This window comes from Maribacter sp. 4U21, assembly GCF_002742365.1.
Lineage (GTDB): Bacteria > Bacteroidota > Bacteroidia > Flavobacteriales > Flavobacteriaceae > Maribacter.
Genome location: NZ_MDGN01000034.1, coordinates 39,386 through 59,606 on the forward strand (window position 1 = coordinate 39,386; position 20,221 = coordinate 59,606).

16 protein-coding genes are annotated in these 20,221 nt (G+C 39.7%); 6 read left to right on the forward strand and 10 right to left on the reverse strand.

What is annotated here, in order from left to right; all coding sequences use genetic code 11:
- Nucleotides 1-143: 143 nt before the first annotated feature.
- Nucleotides 144-1,904 (reverse strand): hypothetical protein, encoded by a 1,761-nt coding sequence (locus BFP77_RS06060; RefSeq protein WP_099573151.1) that lies wholly within the window; start codon nt 1,902-1,904, stop codon nt 144-146.
- An 88-nt stretch (nt 1,905-1,992) separates the two neighbouring features.
- Here BFP77_RS06060 and BFP77_RS06065 point away from each other — a divergent pair, with 88 nt between their 5' ends.
- From BFP77_RS06065 to BFP77_RS06080, 3 genes are all read left to right on the forward strand, one after another.
- On the forward strand, nt 1,993-2,523 hold the full coding sequence (locus tag BFP77_RS06065; protein WP_257212887.1) for an RNA polymerase sigma factor: 531 nt from the start codon (nt 1,993-1,995) through the stop codon (nt 2,521-2,523).
- Nucleotides 2,524-2,718: 195 nt separating this feature from the next.
- A complete protein-coding gene (locus tag BFP77_RS06075; protein ID WP_099573152.1) occupies nt 2,719-3,630 on the forward strand; it encodes a FecR family protein in 912 nt (303 codons plus the stop codon).
- Nucleotides 3,611-6,139, forward strand: a complete 2,529-nt coding sequence (locus BFP77_RS06080) for a carboxypeptidase-like regulatory domain-containing protein (RefSeq protein ID WP_099573153.1) — start codon at nt 3,611-3,613, stop codon at nt 6,137-6,139. The genes BFP77_RS06075 and BFP77_RS06080 overlap by 20 nt, the downstream gene beginning before the upstream one ends.
- A 13-nt stretch (nt 6,140-6,152) precedes the next feature.
- Here the strand turns inward: BFP77_RS06080 and BFP77_RS06085 are convergent, their stop codons facing one another.
- On the reverse strand, nt 6,153-7,055 hold the full coding sequence (locus BFP77_RS06085) for a Brp/Blh family beta-carotene 15,15'-dioxygenase (protein ID WP_099573154.1): 903 nt from the start codon (nt 7,053-7,055) through the stop codon (nt 6,153-6,155).
- Nucleotides 7,056-7,163: 108 nt separating this feature from the next.
- On the opposite strand from BFP77_RS06085, the gene BFP77_RS06090 reads away from it, so the two are divergent.
- Nucleotides 7,164-7,901 carry a bacteriorhodopsin-like gene (locus BFP77_RS06090; protein ID WP_099573155.1) on the forward strand — a complete coding sequence of 246 codons (738 nt, stop codon included), beginning with the start codon at nt 7,164-7,166 and terminating at the stop codon, nt 7,899-7,901.
- A gap of 83 nt (nt 7,902-7,984) precedes the next feature.
- On the opposite strand, the gene argS is transcribed toward BFP77_RS06090, so the two are convergent.
- Entirely contained in the window at nt 7,985-9,769 is a 1,785-nt protein-coding gene (gene argS / locus BFP77_RS06095; RefSeq protein ID WP_099573156.1) for an arginine--tRNA ligase, read from the reverse strand.
- 102 nt (nt 9,770-9,871) lie between these two features.
- Between argS and BFP77_RS06100 the strand changes: the two genes are divergently transcribed.
- Together BFP77_RS06100 and BFP77_RS06105 are read left to right on the forward strand one after the other, a co-directional pair.
- Nucleotides 9,872-10,297, forward strand: a complete 426-nt coding sequence (locus BFP77_RS06100) for a hypothetical protein (RefSeq protein ID WP_099573157.1) — start codon at nt 9,872-9,874, stop codon at nt 10,295-10,297.
- Between the two features lie 21 nt (nt 10,298-10,318).
- Complete coding sequence (locus tag BFP77_RS06105) at nt 10,319-11,758, forward strand: SDR family oxidoreductase (RefSeq protein ID WP_099573158.1); 1,440 nt, start codon at nt 10,319-10,321, stop codon at nt 11,756-11,758.
- Nucleotides 11,759-11,836: 78 nt separating this feature from the next.
- Here the strand turns inward: BFP77_RS06105 and BFP77_RS06110 are convergent, their stop codons facing one another.
- The 7 genes from BFP77_RS06110 to BFP77_RS06140 all read right to left on the reverse strand — a co-directional run bounded on the left by BFP77_RS06110 (nt 11,837) and on the right by BFP77_RS06140 (nt 20,121).
- Nucleotides 11,837-13,999, reverse strand: coding sequence for a xanthine dehydrogenase family protein molybdopterin-binding subunit (locus BFP77_RS06110; RefSeq protein WP_099573159.1), 2,163 nt, complete (start codon nt 13,997-13,999; stop codon nt 11,837-11,839).
- A gap of 3 nt (nt 14,000-14,002) precedes the next feature.
- Nucleotides 14,003-14,494 carry a (2Fe-2S)-binding protein gene (locus BFP77_RS06115; protein ID WP_099573271.1) on the reverse strand — a complete coding sequence of 164 codons (492 nt, stop codon included), beginning with the start codon at nt 14,492-14,494 and terminating at the stop codon, nt 14,003-14,005.
- 8 nt (nt 14,495-14,502) lie between these two features.
- On the reverse strand, nt 14,503-15,111 hold the full coding sequence (locus BFP77_RS06120; RefSeq protein WP_099573160.1) for a hypothetical protein: 609 nt from the start codon (nt 15,109-15,111) through the stop codon (nt 14,503-14,505).
- A 109-nt stretch (nt 15,112-15,220) separates the two neighbouring features.
- Nucleotides 15,221-16,150: a citrulline utilization hydrolase CtlX gene (gene ctlX, locus BFP77_RS06125; protein WP_099573272.1), complete on the reverse strand. Its 930-nt coding sequence runs from the start codon at nt 16,148-16,150 to the stop codon at nt 15,221-15,223.
- 11 nt (nt 16,151-16,161) lie between these two features.
- The gene (locus BFP77_RS06130; RefSeq protein ID WP_099573161.1) at nt 16,162-17,073 is read right to left on the reverse strand and encodes a dimethylarginine dimethylaminohydrolase family protein; all 912 of its coding nucleotides are present in this window, start codon (nt 17,071-17,073) and stop codon (nt 16,162-16,164) included.
- 96 nt (nt 17,074-17,169) lie between these two features.
- On the reverse strand, nt 17,170-18,456 hold the full coding sequence (locus BFP77_RS06135; protein WP_099573162.1) for a citrate synthase: 1,287 nt from the start codon (nt 18,454-18,456) through the stop codon (nt 17,170-17,172).
- A 129-nt stretch (nt 18,457-18,585) separates the two neighbouring features.
- A complete protein-coding gene (locus tag BFP77_RS06140) occupies nt 18,586-20,121 on the reverse strand; it encodes a glycogen synthase (protein WP_099573163.1) in 1,536 nt (511 codons plus the stop codon).
- Nucleotides 20,122-20,221 lie beyond the last annotated feature (100 nt).

A 20,221-nucleotide genomic window follows, 5' to 3' on the forward strand; every position in this document is an offset into this window, starting at 1 on the left:
CCGCTATAAGGGTGCTCTTTCTCTGGGATGTGGGGCAAAAAAGGTGTTACATTTTCATGAAAATTCCCAGTTTTTATAAACCTCCATCAACACCACCAACGAGGCCCAACTCTTTACTGCTGGCGGTGTATTTTTGGATGTTCTTATCTTTCCATAATCAAGATGTCTGTTGTACCATCTTCGTTTAAGCGTATTAGTTCAAGGCTAACGCTGGTCATTGAGACAAATAACCAATCATCGGTTAATTCGTCAAAAGGCATGTTAGCTCCAAAATTCAAATACACTTTTAATCGTTCTTCACTATTCCTGAATACTCTCCATAGTCCCTCGCCAAAAGCTTCTCCACCCTCTTTGATAGAAATTTGGTGGTCCTCCATCAATTGAATGCTATAACCTCCATAAATCTCGGTTTTATTAATATCCCCTTCTATATAAGTAGTTACGCTCCAATCACCATTGATCAAAACCTCCCTTATTTGGGGAACAATGCGGTCATCCTCGTTATCATCGCAATTACGTTCGAGTACTAATTCATAACCTATTTCTTCAACTTCAAACTTTAGTCTCTTGTTCGCTAAATCGCGGACGGGCCATTCAAAGCTAACTCCAGGTTCATCTCCCATGGTAATGGCCATAACTAATTTTTGCTCTTCGTTAAAACCTATTTCCCACGTACCTTCGGAAGTATTCATTCCGTTACTAAGGGTTAGCACCCCTTCCGACATGAACTTAAACTCATAACCTAATAGCCTATCAATTTCCTCACCTTGGTTCTTCACCTTTTTGATGATCCATTCGCACTCCCTAAGGATTTCTCGCAATGTATCCGGATTTGCAGGCACTACATCTTCCTCGCAAATTTGCTTCATTACGATTCTATTGCTTTCGCCGTTAAAGAGCTTTATTCTATGGTCATCTATTTCGTAAACTTGCCACTCTAAGGTAAAATCTACCAAGGTTTCAAATTCCATCACTAGGACGGCTCCGTTATCACCTACTCTAGACTCCCAAGTACCTGTAACATTCATACCTGCCCTATCCTTTACATTTACGGTACCATCTTCCATAAAATCGAAGATATAGTCTATATACTGCGCAGTTTGCTTTACATCGTTACGTCTTATCTCCTTAACATACCATGGACACTCCGTTAAGCAGAAATCCAAACGCTCTTCATCAAAATCATCATCATTGTAATCATCATCATCATCTTCGTCACAAGCATCTTTCGCATTCTCTATGGCCCTAACCAGTTCTTCATTGCTATTGACCTCTAACGTAGTACCATCATACAATTTCAAAGAAATAGGAAAGTCAAAACTTACAAGGTCATTGTCGTCAAGACCTCCAAAGAACCTTCTTAAATCCCTATCACTCTCCACTAAGACACTTCCCGTTTGCTGCAGATTAATATCGAAAGTGAACAAGGTCATTGGGTAAACAAAGTCTATACATTCAATATCATCATCCTCTCCACCTTCCTTACACTGCGCAGCAAGTTCCCTCAGGTCTTCAATACCGTTTATAGTAATTTCCGTGAAATCTCCGGTAGTAATCGTAATGGGGAAGAGAATTTCTAAAAAGTCTTCATCATTATCGATAGCGTCAAAAATTTCCTCTATTATATGAAGGTCTTCCCTAGTATCTATGGTCAGTTCAATTCCGTTTACCGTGACGGTATAGGGAAACTTAATATCAAAACAACTGGCTCCGTCTACTATATTATCAAAAGAGCCGTCATTAGTGGATGTGTTCTTCACGAGGGTAGCTGTTGAGGAATTTGCCATTATGGCTTGTGGCTCCTCTCCTGTGTTTATCTCTTCAAATTCATCTTGGCAAGACGTAAAATTCAGTGCAACGACAAATAAGCTTATATACGCTGCATAATTCAAAAACTTTTTCATAACGATTTGGTATTATTAGTTCGTACCACCCTAAAACAACCTACTCTAAAAAAACCCTACCCGTTTTTTTAATTTTTTTCAAATATCTTTGAAAAAAACCCAACTTTTGGAAGTAGACCTCAACAAGGACGTATGCGAAGAGAGAATATACAGCACTATATTCCAAGAAAACGCCAAAACTATTTTCAATCATATTTTTTATAAGTACGGAAATGAAGAAAAAGCCCACGATGCGGTTCAGGAAGCCTTTGTAAAACTATGGGAAAATTGCACTAAGGTTCCTCCGCAAAAAGCAAAATCATATCTATACACTGTAGCGAACAATCTATACTTGAATGTTATCAAGGCAGAAAAAGTTCGTTTAAAGTATGCGAATAAAACCCTAAAAACCACAAACGAGACCCCAGAATTTTTATTAGAGGAGCGCGAGTTTGAAGAAAAACTGGAAATGGCGTTAAACAGTCTACCGGAAAATCAACGTTCCACTTTTTTATTGAATAGAATTGATGGAATGAAATACGCCCAAATTGCGGAGCTAGAAGGAGTAAGTGTCAAAGCAATCGAAAAAAGAATGCACCTGGCCTTAAAAAGTTTACGAGAAAAGATTGATGGGATTTGATGGTTGATTCCTTCGACTACGCTCAGGACAAGGGTTGATGGTTGATGGTTGATGGTTGATGGTTGATGGTTGATGGTTGATGGTTGATGGTTGATGGTTGATGGTTGATGGTTGATGGTTGATAAAAATAATTTTTCCAAAAGAAAGTAGGGTTTTTTAAAATTAAGTTGTTATTAAAGTATAAAGCTAGAATTAATGCAAGAAAATTACTTAGCAAAATGGCTGAATAATGAGCTTACAGATGCAGAATTCAAAGAGTTTAAGCAATCTGAAGCGTATGCTACTTACAAGAAAATTATGGATTCCTCTGAAAGGATAGAGGCACCTGATTATAATGTAGAGGAAGCTTGGGCCCAACTTGGAGAGCGTCGTGCTCAAAAGCGGCCTAAGGTGGTTAGCATAACTCCTTTCAAAAGCTTTTTACGCATTGCGGCCGCAGTTGCTGTGCTATTAGCAGGTTCTTACTTTTATCTGAATACTTTGGACGGGACTATAACTACCCAATATGCGGAAAGTAAAGAAATTATGCTTCCCGATAGCTCTGAGGTTATCCTAAATTCAGATTCGCACTTATCATATAGTGAAAAGAACTGGGATGAAGAAAGAAATATCTCCTTAAAGGGAGAGGCATTTTTTAAAGTGGCCAAAGGAAAAAAATTCACGGTAAGCACAGACCAAGGAGCGGTTAGCGTTCTCGGAACTCAATTTAATGTTGAAAACAGAAAGGGCTTCTTTGAGGCCACCTGTTACGAGGGCATAGTAAGCGTTACTTATAACGGTAAAGAAATAATATTACCTGCAGGCAACTCCTTCCTATCCGTAAACGGGAAAATTACCCAGTCCAAAGTTGCTGTAAATACTACACCTTCTTGGTTAAACAATGAAAGTACTTTTAAAAGTATTCCGCTTTCATATGTTTTTAATGAATTTGAACGTCAGCACAATACCACCATTGAAACAAAAAATATAGATACAGCACAGCTGTTCACCGGAACCTTTAGTAATACGGATAAGGAGCTTGCCCTTAGAAGTATCAGTGTTCCTCTTCAGATAAAGTTTAAATTAGAGGGGAATAAAGTGCTGTTCTATGGGGAAAGCGCACCTTAATACGCTCACATCCTATTTACTCTCTCTTCTATTATTACTCTTCTGGGGCAATAGTAAAGCCCAAGATACGGCCAGTTCTAAAATTGCGGTCACCACGCTAATACAGGAATTAGAGTCTACCTATGGCATTAAGTTTTCTTACGTAGACGAGGACTTAAAAGAAATAAGTGTTTCCTTTCCGAACGATTCCAACCTAGAGGTCATATTAAATGACATTAGAAAGCAAACCCAATTAAAGATTGAAAAACTAAATAGTAGATACTATTCCATTTCCAAAAGCACCACCGTAGATATTTGTGCTCAGGTGCTGGACAACTATGAAAGTAATACCATTCCCGGAGCTTCTGTACAGGTCTTAGGGAGTACCGTTGCTACAGTGACCAATTCAGAAGGTTCCTTCTCTTTTACGAATATTCCTAGGAAGTCCATAATACAAGTGAAGCATCTGGGGTTTAAAACCTTATTTATTACGGCAGAGGAACTTGTGCAAGCCCAACCATGCAAAATATTAGCTCTTGCGCAGAATTATCAAGAATTGGACGAGGTTATCGTCTATAAATTCCTAACGGACGGTTTGGCCAAACTAAAAGATGGAAGCGTGCAACTGAACACTGAAGAATTTGGAATCTTACCTGGACTTATTGTACCTGATATTCTCCAAACTATACAGGCACTTCCCGGTATTAGAAGTGTTGACGAAACGGTATCCGACATTAATATCAGAGGAGGTACAAATGACCAAAACCTTATTCTGTGGGATGGGATAAAAATGTATCAATCCGGTCACTTTTTTGGATTAATATCAGCGTTTAACCCCTATCTGACCGATAAAATATCGGTAATAAAAAATGGAACTAGTGCAACATACGGTGATGGAGTCAGCGGCGTTTTGGACATGAGAACAAAAAACAAGATTGAAACTACCATTTTTGGAGGAGCCGGTTTTAATTTGATCAGTGGAGATGCCTATGCCCAAATTCCGATTAAGGAAAATTTAGCCGTCCAGTTTTCTGGCAGACGTTCCTACACGGACTTTTTGAATACACCAACATACAATAACTTTTCGGAAAAAGCATTCCAAGACAGTGAAATAGAGACCGATAGTGATTTCTACTTTTATGATTTTACAGGAAAAGTGCTCTACGATATTAATCCATACCAAAGAGTGCGTCTAAGTCTAATAAGTATTGATAATAGATTGGATTACTTAGAGAGCAATGAAACCTGTAACCGTTCTATAGAAAGTAATTTAGATCAGACCAATCTCTCTTTTGGAGGAACGCTAGAGAGCGACTGGACGGATAGGTTTTCATCAAACCTAAATCTTTATTACACTAGATACCGTCTAAATGCCCTGAGTATTTCTAACGAGGCCAGACAGCGTCTCGTTCAGAATAATCGTGTAGTAGAAAAGAGTGCCAAACTAAGCACAAAGTACAAGTTTAATGAAAGTCTGCAATGGACAAACGGCTATCAAGTAGTTGAAACAGGTATTCAAAATACAACCGAATTAAACGAACCAACATTCATAAGTGATATTAAAGGAGTGGTTTACACGCACTCGCTTTACTCTGAAATGAACTACAATTCTGCGAACCAAAAACTGGTAGCTAGGGCGGGTGCTAGGCTAAATTATATAGAAAACGTAAATACGTTTCAAAAGCTTCGTTTGGAGCCTAGGTTAAATATAAGTTATGAATTGGCACCTCATTTTAAGACGGAGTTGTTAGGCGAATTTAAGAGTCAGAGCACCAACCAAATCATAGATTTAGAACAGAATTTCTTAGGCATAGAAAAACGCCGTTGGGTTTTAGCAGATGAATCTACATTACCGGTCACTACAAGCAAACAGGCCTCGCTTGGTATTAACTATGACGAGAATAGCTTTTACTTTGGTATAGAAGGTTTTTTTAAAGAAGTACAAGGAATCAACGTAAATACACAAGGATTTCAGAATCAGGGTCAGTTCAACGGTGAAATAGGCGCATATACCAATAAGGGTGTTGAGGTACTGATCAATAAAAAAAACAATTATTATAGCGCATGGTTAAGTTATACCTATAACTTGAACAACTATACTTTTGAAACTTTGGAACCACCAAGTTTCCCCAACAATTTAGACATAAGACACGCCATAACCCTTGCCGGAAATTACACCTACGGCAATCTTAAGATAGGCTTTGGATTGAACTACCGCTCCGGGCGACCTTTTACGGAACCGGACGAAGACAATCCTATCGATACGACTGTTTTTCCCAATGAGATTAATTACAGGGAGCCCAATAGTAGTCGTATATCCGAATATTTTAGGATGGATGCCTCCGCTATTTATGATTTTAATTTAAATAAGCGAATTAAAGCCTCATTTGGCGCATCTATTCTAAACCTTACCAATAGAAGAAATACATTGAACACCTACTATCGCTTGAGCGATGCTAATGAGATAGAGCAAATTCAGCGGGTTTCTTTAGGGGTAACCCCAAATGCCAGTTTTAGGGTGTATTTCTAGCTGAACCTGAACATTACTTTCTATTCAGTCTTGTTATAACCAACACGTGAGGAAAAGTAATAGCTGCCAAAAAAGAGAAAAATAGAGCCAAGGACGTATTCACCTCTGCCCTAAACAGAAAGAGTATAATACCTATTCCAAGGACTGATATCGTCCAGTAAGGTAACGATGACAGCACATAACGTCTAACGTTGGTCAATCTCAAATTACCATATAAGTATTTGATTTGATCAACCATAGATGGTATGGAGTGCCATAAAATAAAATATATAGCAAATGCCCATAAGAGAGAAGCCGTATGAAATACGATGTACAAGACCAATAAGTAAAAAGCCTGCTTAGGAAAATTGAACAACAACGTTTTTCTAAAGTAACCAAAAGCAACAATTAATATGGTTACCGTTCCAAAAAACTTTAGTGCATAACCATAGTAACCCAGAGGTATGTTCCTTCCAGAAATCTCAGTGATAATTGCGGAAACCTCGATAGCGTGCGCATTAAAAATCAAGAACAGGACGAACAGACCATACACCAGAAATAGCACCGAATTGAAAAAAGATTGTCCGGTTATTTTTGAAACCCAATGCTGCTCTCCAAAATGGTATCCGCTAAAAATAATGAAAAGTAACAAAGCAATAGAAGGAAGGTAAAAGAAGAACAAAATACTTGTGCCTACAAAAAGTATATAATAAACCAAAGTGGTCACAAAACCGATTTTGGTATTGATGGCCACGTTCGTTTTTTGAAGCAACTTTATATCATTGGCTCCATGAAGGATACCAAAAGTTAAAATCAAAAAATAAGCTAAAACATCCTCTATAGCAGGTTCAAAAAATACGGCCACCCAAAGAGCGAAAAAAGTAGCTACTATTATAAAACTGCTCAAATTGATATTTTCAGTGCTCTCTTTTTTCATATATCATAATTATTTAAACTTTTGTTTAAACATTTAACATTTTAATTAAACAATAAGTGTTTAACTTTTTATAAATTTACCTAAACAAAATAAAAAAAATTAAAAATTATGGAAAATTTAATGAGTTCTTTTTCTCTAGTGGCCAAACTGGCTACAGATGATTATGTTGGGTTCACATTCTTCGTGGGCTGCATGGCCATGATGGCCGCTTCTGCTTTCTTCTTTCTTTCAATGAACAGTTTTGATAGGAAATGGCGTACTTCAATATTGGTTTCTGGTTTAATTACCTTTATTGCAGCCGTTCACTATTGGTATATGAGGGATTACTGGTCTGGTTTCGCAGAATCCCCAACCTTTTTTAGATATGTAGACTGGATTTTAACGGTACCGTTAATGTGTGTTGAATTTTTCCTTATTCTACGAGTGGCAGGCGCAAAAACTTCCTTAATGTGGAGACTAATCGCATTATCGGTTATTATGTTGGTCACCGGATATTTAGGAGAAGCCGTATACAGGGACCAAGCTTGGTTATGGGGCTTAATTTCTGGAATAGCCTATTTTGTAATTGTATACGATATCTGGTTAGGAAAGGCGAAAAAATTGGCAGTGGAAGCTGGTGGATCCGTATTGAAGGCTCACAAAACTTTATGTTGGTTTGTACTTGTGGGCTGGGCAATTTATCCAATAGGCTATATGGCAGGAACTCCAGGTTGGTATGAAGGGCTTTTTGGAGGTCTAGATCTGAATGTAGTATATAACATTGGAGACGCAATAAATAAAATCGGCTTTGGTCTAGTTATATATGGTTTAGCGGTATCACAAAGCGAAAAGACTTTGGAGGCGTAAGCTTCATAAGAGTATGGACGTACCTGCGTTCATTTTATGGTTGGTTAGTGAAACGCCACTCTTCTTTAGAGTGGCGTTTTATTTTACATTCTATCAGGAACTGCTATCCCCAATAAGCTAAATGCCGTTTTTATCGTTTCCCCGACCTTATGGGAAAGTTGAACCCGAAGCACTTTTTTCGCGGAATCTGTTTCACCTAAAATGGAAACCTGTTGGTAAAAGGAATTGAATTCCTTGACCAAATCATAGGTGTAATTGGCCACTAAGGCCGGACTGTAATTCTCTGCCGCTAATTGAATGGTATCAGGGAACTGCTGTAATTGTTTGATCAATTCCTTTTCCTTTGGATGCAAGATCAGTGCGGCATCAGGTACCATTGTTAGGTCTACACCTGTCTCATTGGCTTTTCTTAGTATGGATTGGATTCTGGCATAGGTATACTGAATAAAAGGTCCTGTGTTTCCTTGAAAATCTACCGACTCTTCCGGGTCGAACAAAATGCGCTTTTTAGGATCTACCTTTAAAATATAATATTTCAAGGCGCCTAGACCAATCATTTTATACAGCTCCTCTTTCTCTTTTTCGGAGTAATCCTCTAGCTTACCCAGTTCCTTTGAGATAGCCCCTGCAGTTTTGGTCATGTCCTCCATAAGGTCATCTGCGTCAACTACGGTACCTTCCCTACTCTTCATCTTACCGCTAGGCAAATCCACCATTCCATAACTTAAATGATGTAACTTCTCAGACCATGAGAACCCAAGCTTCTTTAAGATTAGAAACAGTACTTTAAAATGGTAATCCTGCTCGTTCCCGACCGTATATACCATGCCATTGATATCCGGATGGTCCTTTACTCTTTGTATGGCGGTACCAATATCTTGAGTCATATAAACGGCCGTACCATCCGAACGCAGTACAATTTTTTCGTCCAGACCTTCATCCGTAAGGTCAATCCAAACACTACCGTCCTCTTTTTTAAAGAAAACTCCTTTGTCGAGTCCATCCGCTACAACATCCTTACCCAGTAAATAGGTATCACTCTCATAATAAAGCGTATCAAAATCTACGCCCAGGTTTTTATAGGTAATATCAAATCCTTTATAGACCCAACCGTTCATTGTCTTCCATAGGGACACGACCTCCTCATCACCAGCTTCCCATTTTAATAGCATTTCCTGCGCCGAAAGAAGTATGGGAGCCTCTTTTTCGGCCACCTTTTTATCAATTCCCTCGGCAACCATAGTCGCTATCTCCTCCTTATACGCTTTATCAAAAGCAACATAATAATTACCAACTAGCTTATCACCCTTGATGCCTGTGGTCTCCGGTGTTTCTCCATTACCGAACCGTTGCCATGCTAGCATACTCTTACAAATATGAATTCCTCGGTCATTTATAATTTGTGTCTTGTATACTTTTTTACCTGAAGCCTTCAAAATTTCGGCCACTGAATACCCTAATAAATTATTTCGGATATGTCCCAAATGTAAAGGTTTGTTGGTATTGGGAGAAGAATACTCGACCATGACCGCATCGTCCGACGCCGTAACCAGACCAAAATCTCTTTCCGCTCTAATGGTATCAAAGTAGGATACGTAAAACGAATCGGAAATAACAATATTCAAAAAACCCTTAATGACGTTATAATCTGAAACAGCGGTCACATTTTCTTTCAAAAAAGCACCTATCTGCTCCCCTATTTGAACAGGATTTCCTTTGATATGCCTTAACATGGGAAAAACCACGATGGTAATATCACCCTCAAAGTCTTTACGTGTAGGCTGAAATTCTACCGAGGGCAACGTTATTTCATAAAGCTCGGATATCCCTTTCTTTACGTTGGCACTAAGTACTTCTTGAATAGTCATAAAACAGGTAATTAAGGCTGCAAAACTAATCATTTTTGCACTTATTGCGCTATTCCCTTAGGTATCGATTTCCCTTTTATTAACTTTAAGGAAAAATGCAAAATGTTAGTAAACGTATCTTACAATAATAAAGCGATAACCAAAAAAATTGATGAAGCCGTAGGTAAACCTTTTACCTTAAAAGAGCGCTTTACAATGGGTGGCATTGGTTCTCCAAAACTAATTATTACAGAAACAAGTGTCGAAATTAGAAACCTCCTGATTTTGGACAACAATAGAGATACTTGTAATATTGAAATACGACCAAAAGGAATTATAGTGCGGTTCAGGTCTTTATTGGAAACTTTTGCATTGGTCATACCTTACTATAAGCTTACCATTTACAAGGGTCAAGCATCGGTTTATTCCATATATCGTGACAACTATTTTATTAAAGTGGAAAGCGACACCAAAGCGGTACAAAAGTTCTTTAAGAAGCTTTTGGGTTATAAGGCGGACAATGCCCCGACTTCTGTTGATGATTTATAAAATGTTTAAAATCCCCAAGTAATGAAAATACTTTTGACAGGAGCCAATGGCTATATAGGCATGCGACTACTTCCCCAACTACTAAAACAAGGGCATGAGGTGGTCTGTGCCGTAAGGGATGCAGAACGCTTGTCCGTAGATGCTGAAACTCGGGGTCAAATAGAAATAGTCGAGATCGATTTTTTAAAAGAAGTACAACCTAGACTACTTCCTACGGATTTGGATGCGGCGTACTTTTTAATTCATTCCATGAGCACCTCAACAACGGATTTTGATGAAATGGAGGCCAAGACCGCTGAAAACTTTAATACCTATGTCCGAGAAACCAGTATAAAACAAGTCATCTATCTCAGTGGAATTGTAAATGATGCCAATCTTTCCAAGCATTTAAGGTCACGCAAAAATGTAGAGGAAATACTTTACCAAGGCAATTTTAGTCTCACGGTTTTAAGGGCGGGCATCATAGTAGGTTCCGGAAGTTCTTCTTTCGAGATTATTCGTGATCTATGCGAAAAATTACCCTTTATGATTACCCCAAAGTGGGTATTGACCAAAACACAACCTATAGCCATAAGAGATGTCATTAGCTTTTTAACGGGAGTATTGGGGAATACAGAAACTTACAACGATTCTTTTGATATTGCCGGCCCTGATATTCTTACTTATAAAGAAATGTTGCATCAATATGCCAATGCTAGAGGGTTTAAAAATTGGATTTATACCGTCCCGGTCATGACACCGAAGCTTTCTTCCTATTGGTTATATTTCGTGACTTCTACTTCTTATACCTTGGCCTTGAACTTAGTGGATAGCATGAAAATTGAGGTGGTTGCCAAAGACAATCGCTTAGCCAATCTTTTAGGGATTACCCCACATACCTACCGTGAGGCCATAGACATGGCATTTGTGAAAATAGAACAGAATCTAGTAGTCAGTAGTTGGAAAGATAGTCTGATAAGTGGCCGTTTTAATAAAAATCTTGAAAAGTATATTCAGGTACCCAAATTTGGGGTACTTAAGGATGTACAGACCGTGAAGATAAACAACCCCAAACAAGTCTTGAAAAACATTTGGAAAATTGGTGGCACCAATGGATGGTATTATGGTAATTGGTTATGGAAAATCCGAGGATTTTTAGATAAATTGATAGGTGGTGTTGGTCTTAGAAGAGGTAGAACCCATCCTGATAAAATCTTTGCGGGTGATGCACTGGACTTTTGGAGAGTGCTTTTAGCCGATAAAAAAGGTAAACGACTCTTACTCTTCGCCGAAATGAAACTGCCGGGAGAAGCATGGTTAGAATTCAAAATTGATGAAAACAACGTTTTACATCAAACGGCAACCTTTAGACCGCGAGGTTTACGAGGTAGGTTATATTGGTACAGTATAGTACCGCTCCACTATTTTATCTTTGGAGGTATGATACGGAACCTAGCGAAGACCAAAAAAGGGGAAAACTAGTTTATCGGAGTTACCCGGTACATTAGTAATTTCAGCTTTAAAACATCTTAATAAACCAAGGTTCGTCCCAAAGAAAAGCTATGCTAATTTTAGTGGCATTTCTCTCAACCGCTGTCCCGTAAGTCGGAATACCGCATTGGCAATCGCTGCACCAATGGGCCCTAGAGGAGGTTCTCCTACCGCACCGGGAGTATCTGTACCTTGAAGCAGCACAACTTCAATCTCTTTAGGGGCATGTTTCATTAGCGCCATTTCATAAGGTCCGTAAATGGTAGGTGTCAAGGCACCATCTTCAACTTCCATTTTCTCAAATAGGGCTGCGCTCATACCCATGATAATAGCTCCTTCGCACTGTGCTCGCACTTGGTCCGGATTCACTACAAGTCCGGGGTCCATGGCACAGGTAACCTTATGAACTTCAATTTCATTTTCCAAAATGGACACTTCTACCACTTGTGCACATGGCGTGTTGGTGTCGGTTGAAACAGCAAGTCCCATAGCTTTGCCATCGATTACATCATCAGTATAGCCAGCATTTTCTACAACGGCTTCAATAACGGATTTCAGACGGTCTCCTCGTTCATCGTTCTGTATCTGCTCCAAACGGAATTCGGCAGGATTTCTGCCTGCCTTGATAGCCAGTTCATCCATAAAACTTTCTATTGCAAATGTATTTGCCAGCAATCCTAAACTACGCCACCAACTAGTAGCAAAAGGCAGTTTAACACGCCAAGAAATAGCCCGATAATTTGGTATGGCCCCATACTGTATCAATCCACCCCGCCAAGCTCCTAAATCGGCACCAAGTACAGGTTCAGCTATACTAGGGACTATTGGGGACCCAAAGGCTACGTCGCCACTAGACACATTGTGCTCTAGAGCTTCAACCAGTCCGTCCGGTAATAACTTCGCTTTCATGATATGGTGGGTGGGCGGCCTAAACGTATCGTTTTGAAATTCTTCCTTTCGGGTAAAGAAACATTTAACGGGTCTGCCCACAGCCTTGGACAAAACGGCTGCCTGTATGCCATTTGGAGTGTGAAGCCTTCTTCCAAAACCACCTCCTAGGAAAGTAGGCACAATATTTACTTGCTCCACTTCAAAACCCAAACGATCCGCGATTTCTTTCCGGGTAAAATTAACGACCTGGGTAGACATCATGATAGTTGCACTATCCTCGGTAACAAAGGCTAGTGCCCCGTTAGGTTCTAATTGGGCATGCGCACCGATTGGGCTCCAGTAATCGGCAACGATAATATTTTCTCCCTCTTCTAAAACAGCTTGAGCATTCCCCTCTTTTTGGATGACGAAAGGTTTTCCCTTTCCAACGGTAACCATTGCTTTTATATCTGCGGTTTGAAGCGTTTGGTTACTTTTCCATTCCGCTTGTATTGCAGTCTTGGCATTTTCAGCCTCAATTAAGGAATTGGCTACTACTCCTACGAAATCGGCCTGCTTTACTATTTTCACCACTCCAGGCATGGCTTCGGCTTTGGAAGTATCAGCTCCCAAATACACCGAACCTATCCTAGAAGGACGCACTACAGCTCCGTAAAGCATATCTGGCATCGTAGCATCCATCCCAAAAATGGGCGACCCAAAAACCTTATCCTCTAAATCTACACGGGCAATAGGTTTGCCCACAAATTTGTAATCCGATACCGGTTTTAATGTTGGGGTTTCGGGGATTTGCCATTCACTGACCCCTTTAACAGCCTGTGCATAAGACATGGTCTTATCCGCAGCTGTAATCATCCCCTTATCAATAGAAACGGTTGAGACATCAACTTGCATTTTTTTCGCAGCCTCCTCTACAATCATAACGCGCATGGTAGCCGCCAATTCACGCAGCGGCATCCATAACGACGAAATTGAAGTGCTGCCGCCTGTAGCGAAAGCATCAATATTGCCCGAAGCGGAATCTGCATGTACTACTTGCATTTGCTCCATAGCAACTCCAAGTTCATCCGCAGCTATTTGCGCTAACCCTGTAAAAGTTCCTTGCCCCATTTCAACTTTAGGACTATGAAGTACAACGTTGTTATCCTTGGTTATCTCAAACCAAATAATCGGAGTTTCCGTATTTCCTTGATAGGGAGCATCGGCCGTATTCACCATCCCCGCTATTTCCCTACGTATCGGGTTTCTGAACAAGTACGTCCCTACTGCTAAAACGCCCACTGTGCCCAGACCTCCTCTCACCAGAAAAGCTCGTCTTGATAATTTTTTCTTACCTGCCATAAGCTATGCGTTTAAGTTTTCTGATTCCTCGGGAGATGCACTAAGCTCAGCTGCCCTATGTATCGCTTTCCTCATACGGTAATAGGTAGCACATCGGCAAACATTAATGATATTAACATCGATATCCTTATCGGTAGGATTTGGATTTTTCTTCAACAAGGCCGCAGTGGCCATCATAAAACCAGGCTGACAATAGCCACACTGTGGCACGACCTCCTCAATCCAAGCGCGCTGTACTGGGTGAGGGTTGGCCTTTGTTCCTAATCCTTCTATAGTAGTAATCTCTTTTCCGTCGGCAAATTTGACAGCATAAGAACAGGAACGCACCGCCTCCCCTTCAACATGTAAGGTACATGCACCACAAGCCGCTTTACCGCAACCGAATTTAGTGCCTTTCAGATTTAAGATGTCTCGAATGACCCATAATAAAGGAGTATCGGTATCAACAATATCAATCGTATGAGAATTGCCATTTACCGTCAAGGATATTTTCATAATCACTTTTATTTAGATGGAATACTATGTCCTTCCTTAAACCACTTTTTAACCGCGGCTATATATTCTTCTTTGGGAACGGGCGGTACTTCTCTAGGCACGCCGTTAGCATTTACCCCAGGTGCCCAAGCCCACAGGACAAGTTCGTGTTCCGTTAAATGATGCATAGTTTCTTCTGGCGTCCTACCTCCATTTCTTTCGGGGTCCATCATGGACTCGGCAATTTCAATTTTACTCAACCCCTCCCAATACATGGAAGCCGGTGCCAGGGCCCATTCCGGCGCACCGGGCACTCCCGAGTATGAATTATTTTCGGATTGATGGCAAGTAATACATTGGGTAGCAGCGGAGCTTTCCTTATCCATTCCCCTTCTAATTCCGAAATAGTGAGGGTGACTATCATCTCCCTGTTTGGGTATATTATCATTAGGATGGCAATTGACACACCGCTGATGCGTTAGAACGCGCATCATGGTATCAAAAGAGGTGTCCGCTTCGTCTTTCGTTTTTTCAGCTGTGGTTATTTCATATACAGAAGTGGATGGACCCCCGTTGGAAGCCAAAAGTATACCTACCAATAAAATAAATCCAAGGATGAGTATTCTTTGGGTTTTCATGGGGACGCAGGATTCTATATTTAAAGATTAATTTTCTTAAAAGTTAAGCAATCTTCAACAAGAACGCATGAAAAAAACCGTTTAATAAACTCCTTCACTTGTTATTATACTATGCCCTGGGCAAAAAAACCTCTGCCATCATACAACGTGCACTTCCACCTCCACAGGTTTCTATGGTATCCAGAGAACTATGTATTATCTCACAATGTTTTGTAATGGCCTTGAGCTGTTCTTGCTCCAAAGTATTATAGGCAGCGGAACTCATTACCATAAAACGTTTTTCGTCCGCACCAATGACCTGCAACATATTTCCAGCAAAATGGTGCATTTGTTCTTCTGTAATTCGTATAATTTCCTTGTTGTCCTTCTTTAAATGCGCTACCACATTTTTACGTTCTTTTTTGTCGTCTATGGTATCCAAGCAAATGACGGCAAAAGTCTCTGCCATGGCCATCATAACATTGGTGTGATATATTGGCATACGTTTACCATCCACAGACTGATTGGCCGTAAAAATGACCGGAAAACAATCAAAATCTTCACAGAACTCAATAAAGAGATGCTCGTCCGCCCTTTCTGAAAGTGCACAATAGGCCTTTTGATGCACCCTATCCTTTAAGATGCTTCCCGTGCCCTCCAAGAAAACACCTTCTTCTTCTGCTGAGGTATAATCAACAATATTATTAATATGAAAACCGGCCTCTTCTAAAATATCAAAAATATCTTCTCTTCTTTCCTTTCTGCGGTTTTCTGCAAACATGGGATACACGGCAACGGTGCCACTAGCGTGAAAAGAGACCCAGTTGTTAGGGAAAATAGAATCCGGAGTGTCATTTTCCTCTTTATCATCTACCACGATAACGTTAACCCCATTTTTTCGTAAGACGGTTACAAAATCATCGAACTCCTTTTGGGCTCGCTCGTTTATCGTGTGGTTCTTTAAATTAAGATCTTCTTGAAAATAATTATTCACCGCGGTTTGCTCGTTCATTCTAAAGGCAACCGGGCGTATCATTAAAATAGTATTGGTAATCTGCATATTCATTTTAATTACTCCCTTATTAAGGGTAATGTACTACATCTTAATAGTCCTTCTTGTTTTGCTATTTCGGCATACGGTATTTCCTCAACGGTAAAACCTTCACTTCTTAGCCAATTATTTAATCTGGTAAAGCCTTTTTCCGAGACCACGGTGTCTGGAGAGATTGAAAACACATTACTGAACATGTGGTACATTTCGTCAGCAGTTATTTCAAAGATGTTTTCCCTACCGAAGAAATCCACCAACCATTGGTATTCTTCTTCAACCAAGAAACCGTTTTTATGCAAGATAGCTTTTCCTTTTCCCAGTGGTTGAAAACAACAATCTAAATGTAATGCATTTTCCCTTGCGTTACTGGACTTTCTAAGCTCGAACGATTTTACGGTTTTTCTGGGAAACTGATTTCTCAAGTAGTCTACTGCATGTGAGTTGGTTCTGGCCGTTATCCATTCAGCGTAGTCATCTGCTGTATAGGCACCTACAAAAATATAATCCTTCCAGGGCATGACATCTCCGCCCTCTACATGTACCTCTTCCGGTGGATGCAGAATATGACCTTCATCTATCTTATCTAGTACGTGTAGAATAGCCTCTACTTCTTTTTCTCTTTCCGGTAAAATATTGGCTACTACAAGTTTATCCTCGATAACAAAGGCGATATCCCTTGAAAAGATTTGATTACACTGCTCTAAAACTTCAGGTCTGTACACTTTTACACCATATTTTTCAAATACTGCGGCAAACGCTTCCATTTCTTGTATCATATCGGCTTCTTTGGGATAAGTCCCAGCAAGTATATGTTCCAAAGACTTGGGGTCGTAGGCCTCTTCGGGTTTTGGTGTTGGTCCACTACTTTTAGCAGTTCCCAAAACAACGGCCTTCAAAGGTGAAATCTCGTCGTTGATATTTAATCTGAGCATGATAAGTTTAGAATAAAATTAATTTCGATTTTAAACCAAAAAAAAGCTCCTTTATAAATAAAAGAGCTTTCATTGTTTTTATTAAAAGGTAGCAATCTACCTGGCATCAAGTTCAACGAACGGACGCTCGGTTTCTCCGATATAAATTTGTCTTGGTCTGCCGATAGGTTCATTACGTAACCTCATTTCTCTCCATTGCGCTATCCAACCTGGTAATCTTCCCAAAGCGAACATTACGGTGAACATTTCTGTTGGGATACCCAAGGCCCTATAGATAATTCCTGAATAGAAATCTACGTTAGGATACAATTTTCTGTCAACGAAATACGGATCTTCCAAGGCTTCTTTCGCAAGTCCTTTGGCTATCTCAAGAATTGGATCATCAATACCTAAGTCGTTAAGCACTTCTTCAGCTGCTTTTTTGATGATCTTAGCCCTTGGGTCAAAGTTTTTATATACCCTATGTCCAAAGCCCATTAGTCTGAAAGGATCACTCTTGTCCTTCGCCTTGGCCATATACTTTCTAGTATCGCCGCCATCTGCCTCAATAGCTTCCAACATCTCCAGAACCGCTTGGTTAGCACCACCGTGCAATGGGCCCCATAAGGCGGAAATACCTGCGGATAAGGAAGCAAACAAGCCTGCATGCGAAGACCCAACAATACGCACGGTAGATGTAGAACAGTTCTGTTCGTGATCGGCATGTAATATTAATAATTGATCAAGCGCATCGATTACGATTTTATTTCTCTTATACTCCTGAGAAGGTTTTTTGAACATCATTTTATGAATGTTCTCTACATAACCCAAGGTGTCATCACCATAATCCAATGGTAATCCTTTTTTCTTACGAAGTGTCCATGCTACCAGAACCGGAAATTTGGCCAGTATCCTTACAATAGCACCGTACATTTCGTCTTTTGAAGTTACATTTACCGAAATTGGATTAAAAGCGATTAGTGCACTTGTCAAGGAAGAAAGAACGCCCATTGGGTGAGCTGATTTTGGAAAAGCGTCCAAAATCTTTTTCATTTCTTCATCTACGTGAGACTCATTCTTTATGTCTATGTGAAAAGCTTCTAACTGCTCTTTGTTAGGTAATTCTCCAAAAATTAATAGGTAGGCCACCTCAAGAAAATCTGCTTTCTCAGCAAGTTCTTCTATGGCATACCCTCTATATCTCAGAATACCCTGCTCACCATCAAGAAATGTTATAGCACTTTCGCAAGACCCGGTATTCTTGTATCCAGGATCTATGGTAATAATCCCACCAGTACTACCACGTAGCTGCTTGATATCTATGGCAAGTTCATCCTCGGTACCTTTTATAACTGGAAATTCATACTCTTTACCATCGTACTTTAAAGTAGCTTTATCTGACATATATCGTAATTACTTAGATTTGATTTTAACGGTAAATTTACGGAAAAGTGATTGTTTTAACAATTAAACAGATGCCTTTAGATAATTATTAACACCTGATATTTTTTAGGATAAATTAGACTTTTATAACTACAATAAATACAAATCCTTATAATAGGCATCCAGCGATTTTTCCCATGTAAACCTCATTTTCTTCGCGTTATTCTTAATCCTTTTCCACTTGGGCTGGTCGTTCTCCCAGATATCAAGGGCCTGGTCAAAACTTTTAACCATATTCTTTATCTTTTCGTCGTAGGTATTACCATCGAACGCGAAGCCGGTTTTTAAGTGTGAGACCGTATCCTTTAAACCTCCGGTATGATGCACCAAACAAGGATTCCCGTTGCGCATCGCCAACATCTGACTTATACCACAAGGTTCAAAAAGGCTAGGCATAAAATAAAGGTCCGTCTCTAGATACATGGAATCTATCAAATCTTCTGACTGACCGTTCGTGAAAATAAAATTCTTATACTTATAACTCATGTTGCGAAAATGTTCTTCGTAACCTGGATCTCCTGTTCCCAAGAGCATAAAAATTCCGCCTATTTTATCAAGTCGTTTTAACATCTTTTCCAATGCTTCCGGAGACCGCATGAAGAAGTAAAATTTTTGTTCTGTTAGACGGGCAACACTAGACACTATAAATTTGGGTCTATTACCTACGTATTCCATGATTTTCTCACCTGTATGGGCAAGAAAATTAGCTTTATACATTTTTGACTCATCTTGAAGCCATCCAAATAATGCTTTGACCGTATTTCTGTAAAGCAAGCCCTTTTCCGCTTCTCTAATGTTACCATAATTGGACGCATTCAAAATTCCGAACAACCGCCCTTCATTATCTGCCTGTAGTAAATCATTTTCCAAACTTTCCCCCCCAATAAATTCAGGTTTTCTACTAGGAAGCATCACGTCTTCCTTATAAGATGGAGAGACCGTATGTACAGCATCTGCCAGGCGAATACCTACAGCCATGAGATTAATACAATCCTGGTAACGCGGGTCCATCAAAGTCTTATGGTCAAGCTCTATTTCGGGAAACCAATTATTAACTGAAGCATAATTATCGTAGAAGGGACGTATTCCCTGTATGGCCAAGTTGTGAATACTATAAACGTATCGCATCTTCCTTAGACCTCTATAACTTGGGTGGTATTTCTTTAAAAATAACAAAGCACTTGAATGCCAATCGTGCATGTGTACAATATCCAAAGACCCATAAGCCTCTACTCGCATAGATTCAGCGACTGCAGTATTAAAAACCATGAACTTCACAAAATCATTATAAAATGGCTCTGTTGGGTCGTCATGATATATATGGGCAATACCACCCTCGGCTATCTCTGGATGGTGGATTACATAATGTTTTATATTCGCATCGATTTTTTTCGGAACCACCTCATATAACTCAGCGGTGTAAGTGGTACCTCTGAGCTGAAAATTTAAATTCATCTTGAAGACGCCTGATTTATGCAACCTAGAGTAGGAAGGAACCACAACGTGGACCTTATCTCCTCGTTTGGAAATTTCTCTAGGGACATCACGGACAACATCGCCCATTCCGCCCGCTTTACAATCTGGTATGGCATCATTCTCGGCAGCAACAAAAAGGAAATTATTCATATTCGATATTAGAGGGATTTTAATTATTGAATTGTAAAAAGATAGTTATTTTTTTTGTGAATAGGCCAAAAAAAAGCCTTTCTGAATTAGAAAGGCTTTT

What these genes read in the sequence shown, in the direction of transcription:
- BFP77_RS06060 (WP_099573151.1), bottom strand. Translation starts at nt 1,904, where the DNA reads ATGAAAAAGTTTTTGAATTATGCAGCGTATATAAGCTTATTTGTCGTT.
- BFP77_RS06075 (WP_099573152.1), top strand. Translation starts at nt 2,719, where the DNA reads ATGCAAGAAAATTACTTAGCAAAATGGCTGAATAATGAGCTTACAGAT.
- BFP77_RS06080 (WP_099573153.1), top strand. Translation starts at nt 3,611, where the DNA reads ATGGGGAAAGCGCACCTTAATACGCTCACATCCTATTTACTCTCTCTT.
- BFP77_RS06085 (WP_099573154.1), bottom strand. Translation starts at nt 7,055, where the DNA reads ATGAAAAAAGAGAGCACTGAAAATATCAATTTGAGCAGTTTTATAATA.
- BFP77_RS06090 (WP_099573155.1), top strand. Translation starts at nt 7,164, where the DNA reads ATGGAAAATTTAATGAGTTCTTTTTCTCTAGTGGCCAAACTGGCTACA.
- argS (WP_099573156.1), bottom strand. Translation starts at nt 9,769, where the DNA reads ATGACTATTCAAGAAGTACTTAGTGCCAACGTAAAGAAAGGGATATCC.
- BFP77_RS06100 (WP_099573157.1), top strand. Translation starts at nt 9,872, where the DNA reads ATGTTAGTAAACGTATCTTACAATAATAAAGCGATAACCAAAAAAATT.
- BFP77_RS06105 (WP_099573158.1), top strand. Translation starts at nt 10,319, where the DNA reads ATGAAAATACTTTTGACAGGAGCCAATGGCTATATAGGCATGCGACTA.
- BFP77_RS06110 (WP_099573159.1), bottom strand. Translation starts at nt 13,999, where the DNA reads ATGGCAGGTAAGAAAAAATTATCAAGACGAGCTTTTCTGGTGAGAGGA.
- BFP77_RS06115 (WP_099573271.1), bottom strand. Translation starts at nt 14,494, where the DNA reads ATGAAAATATCCTTGACGGTAAATGGCAATTCTCATACGATTGATATT.
- BFP77_RS06120 (WP_099573160.1), bottom strand. Translation starts at nt 15,111, where the DNA reads ATGAAAACCCAAAGAATACTCATCCTTGGATTTATTTTATTGGTAGGT.
- ctlX (WP_099573272.1), bottom strand. Translation starts at nt 16,150, where the DNA reads ATGCAGATTACCAATACTATTTTAATGATACGCCCGGTTGCCTTTAGA.
- BFP77_RS06130 (WP_099573161.1), bottom strand. Translation starts at nt 17,073, where the DNA reads ATGCTCAGATTAAATATCAACGACGAGATTTCACCTTTGAAGGCCGTT.
- BFP77_RS06135 (WP_099573162.1), bottom strand. Translation starts at nt 18,456, where the DNA reads ATGTCAGATAAAGCTACTTTAAAGTACGATGGTAAAGAGTATGAATTT.
- BFP77_RS06140 (WP_099573163.1), bottom strand. Translation starts at nt 20,121, where the DNA reads ATGAATAATTTCCTTTTTGTTGCTGCCGAGAATGATGCCATACCAGAT.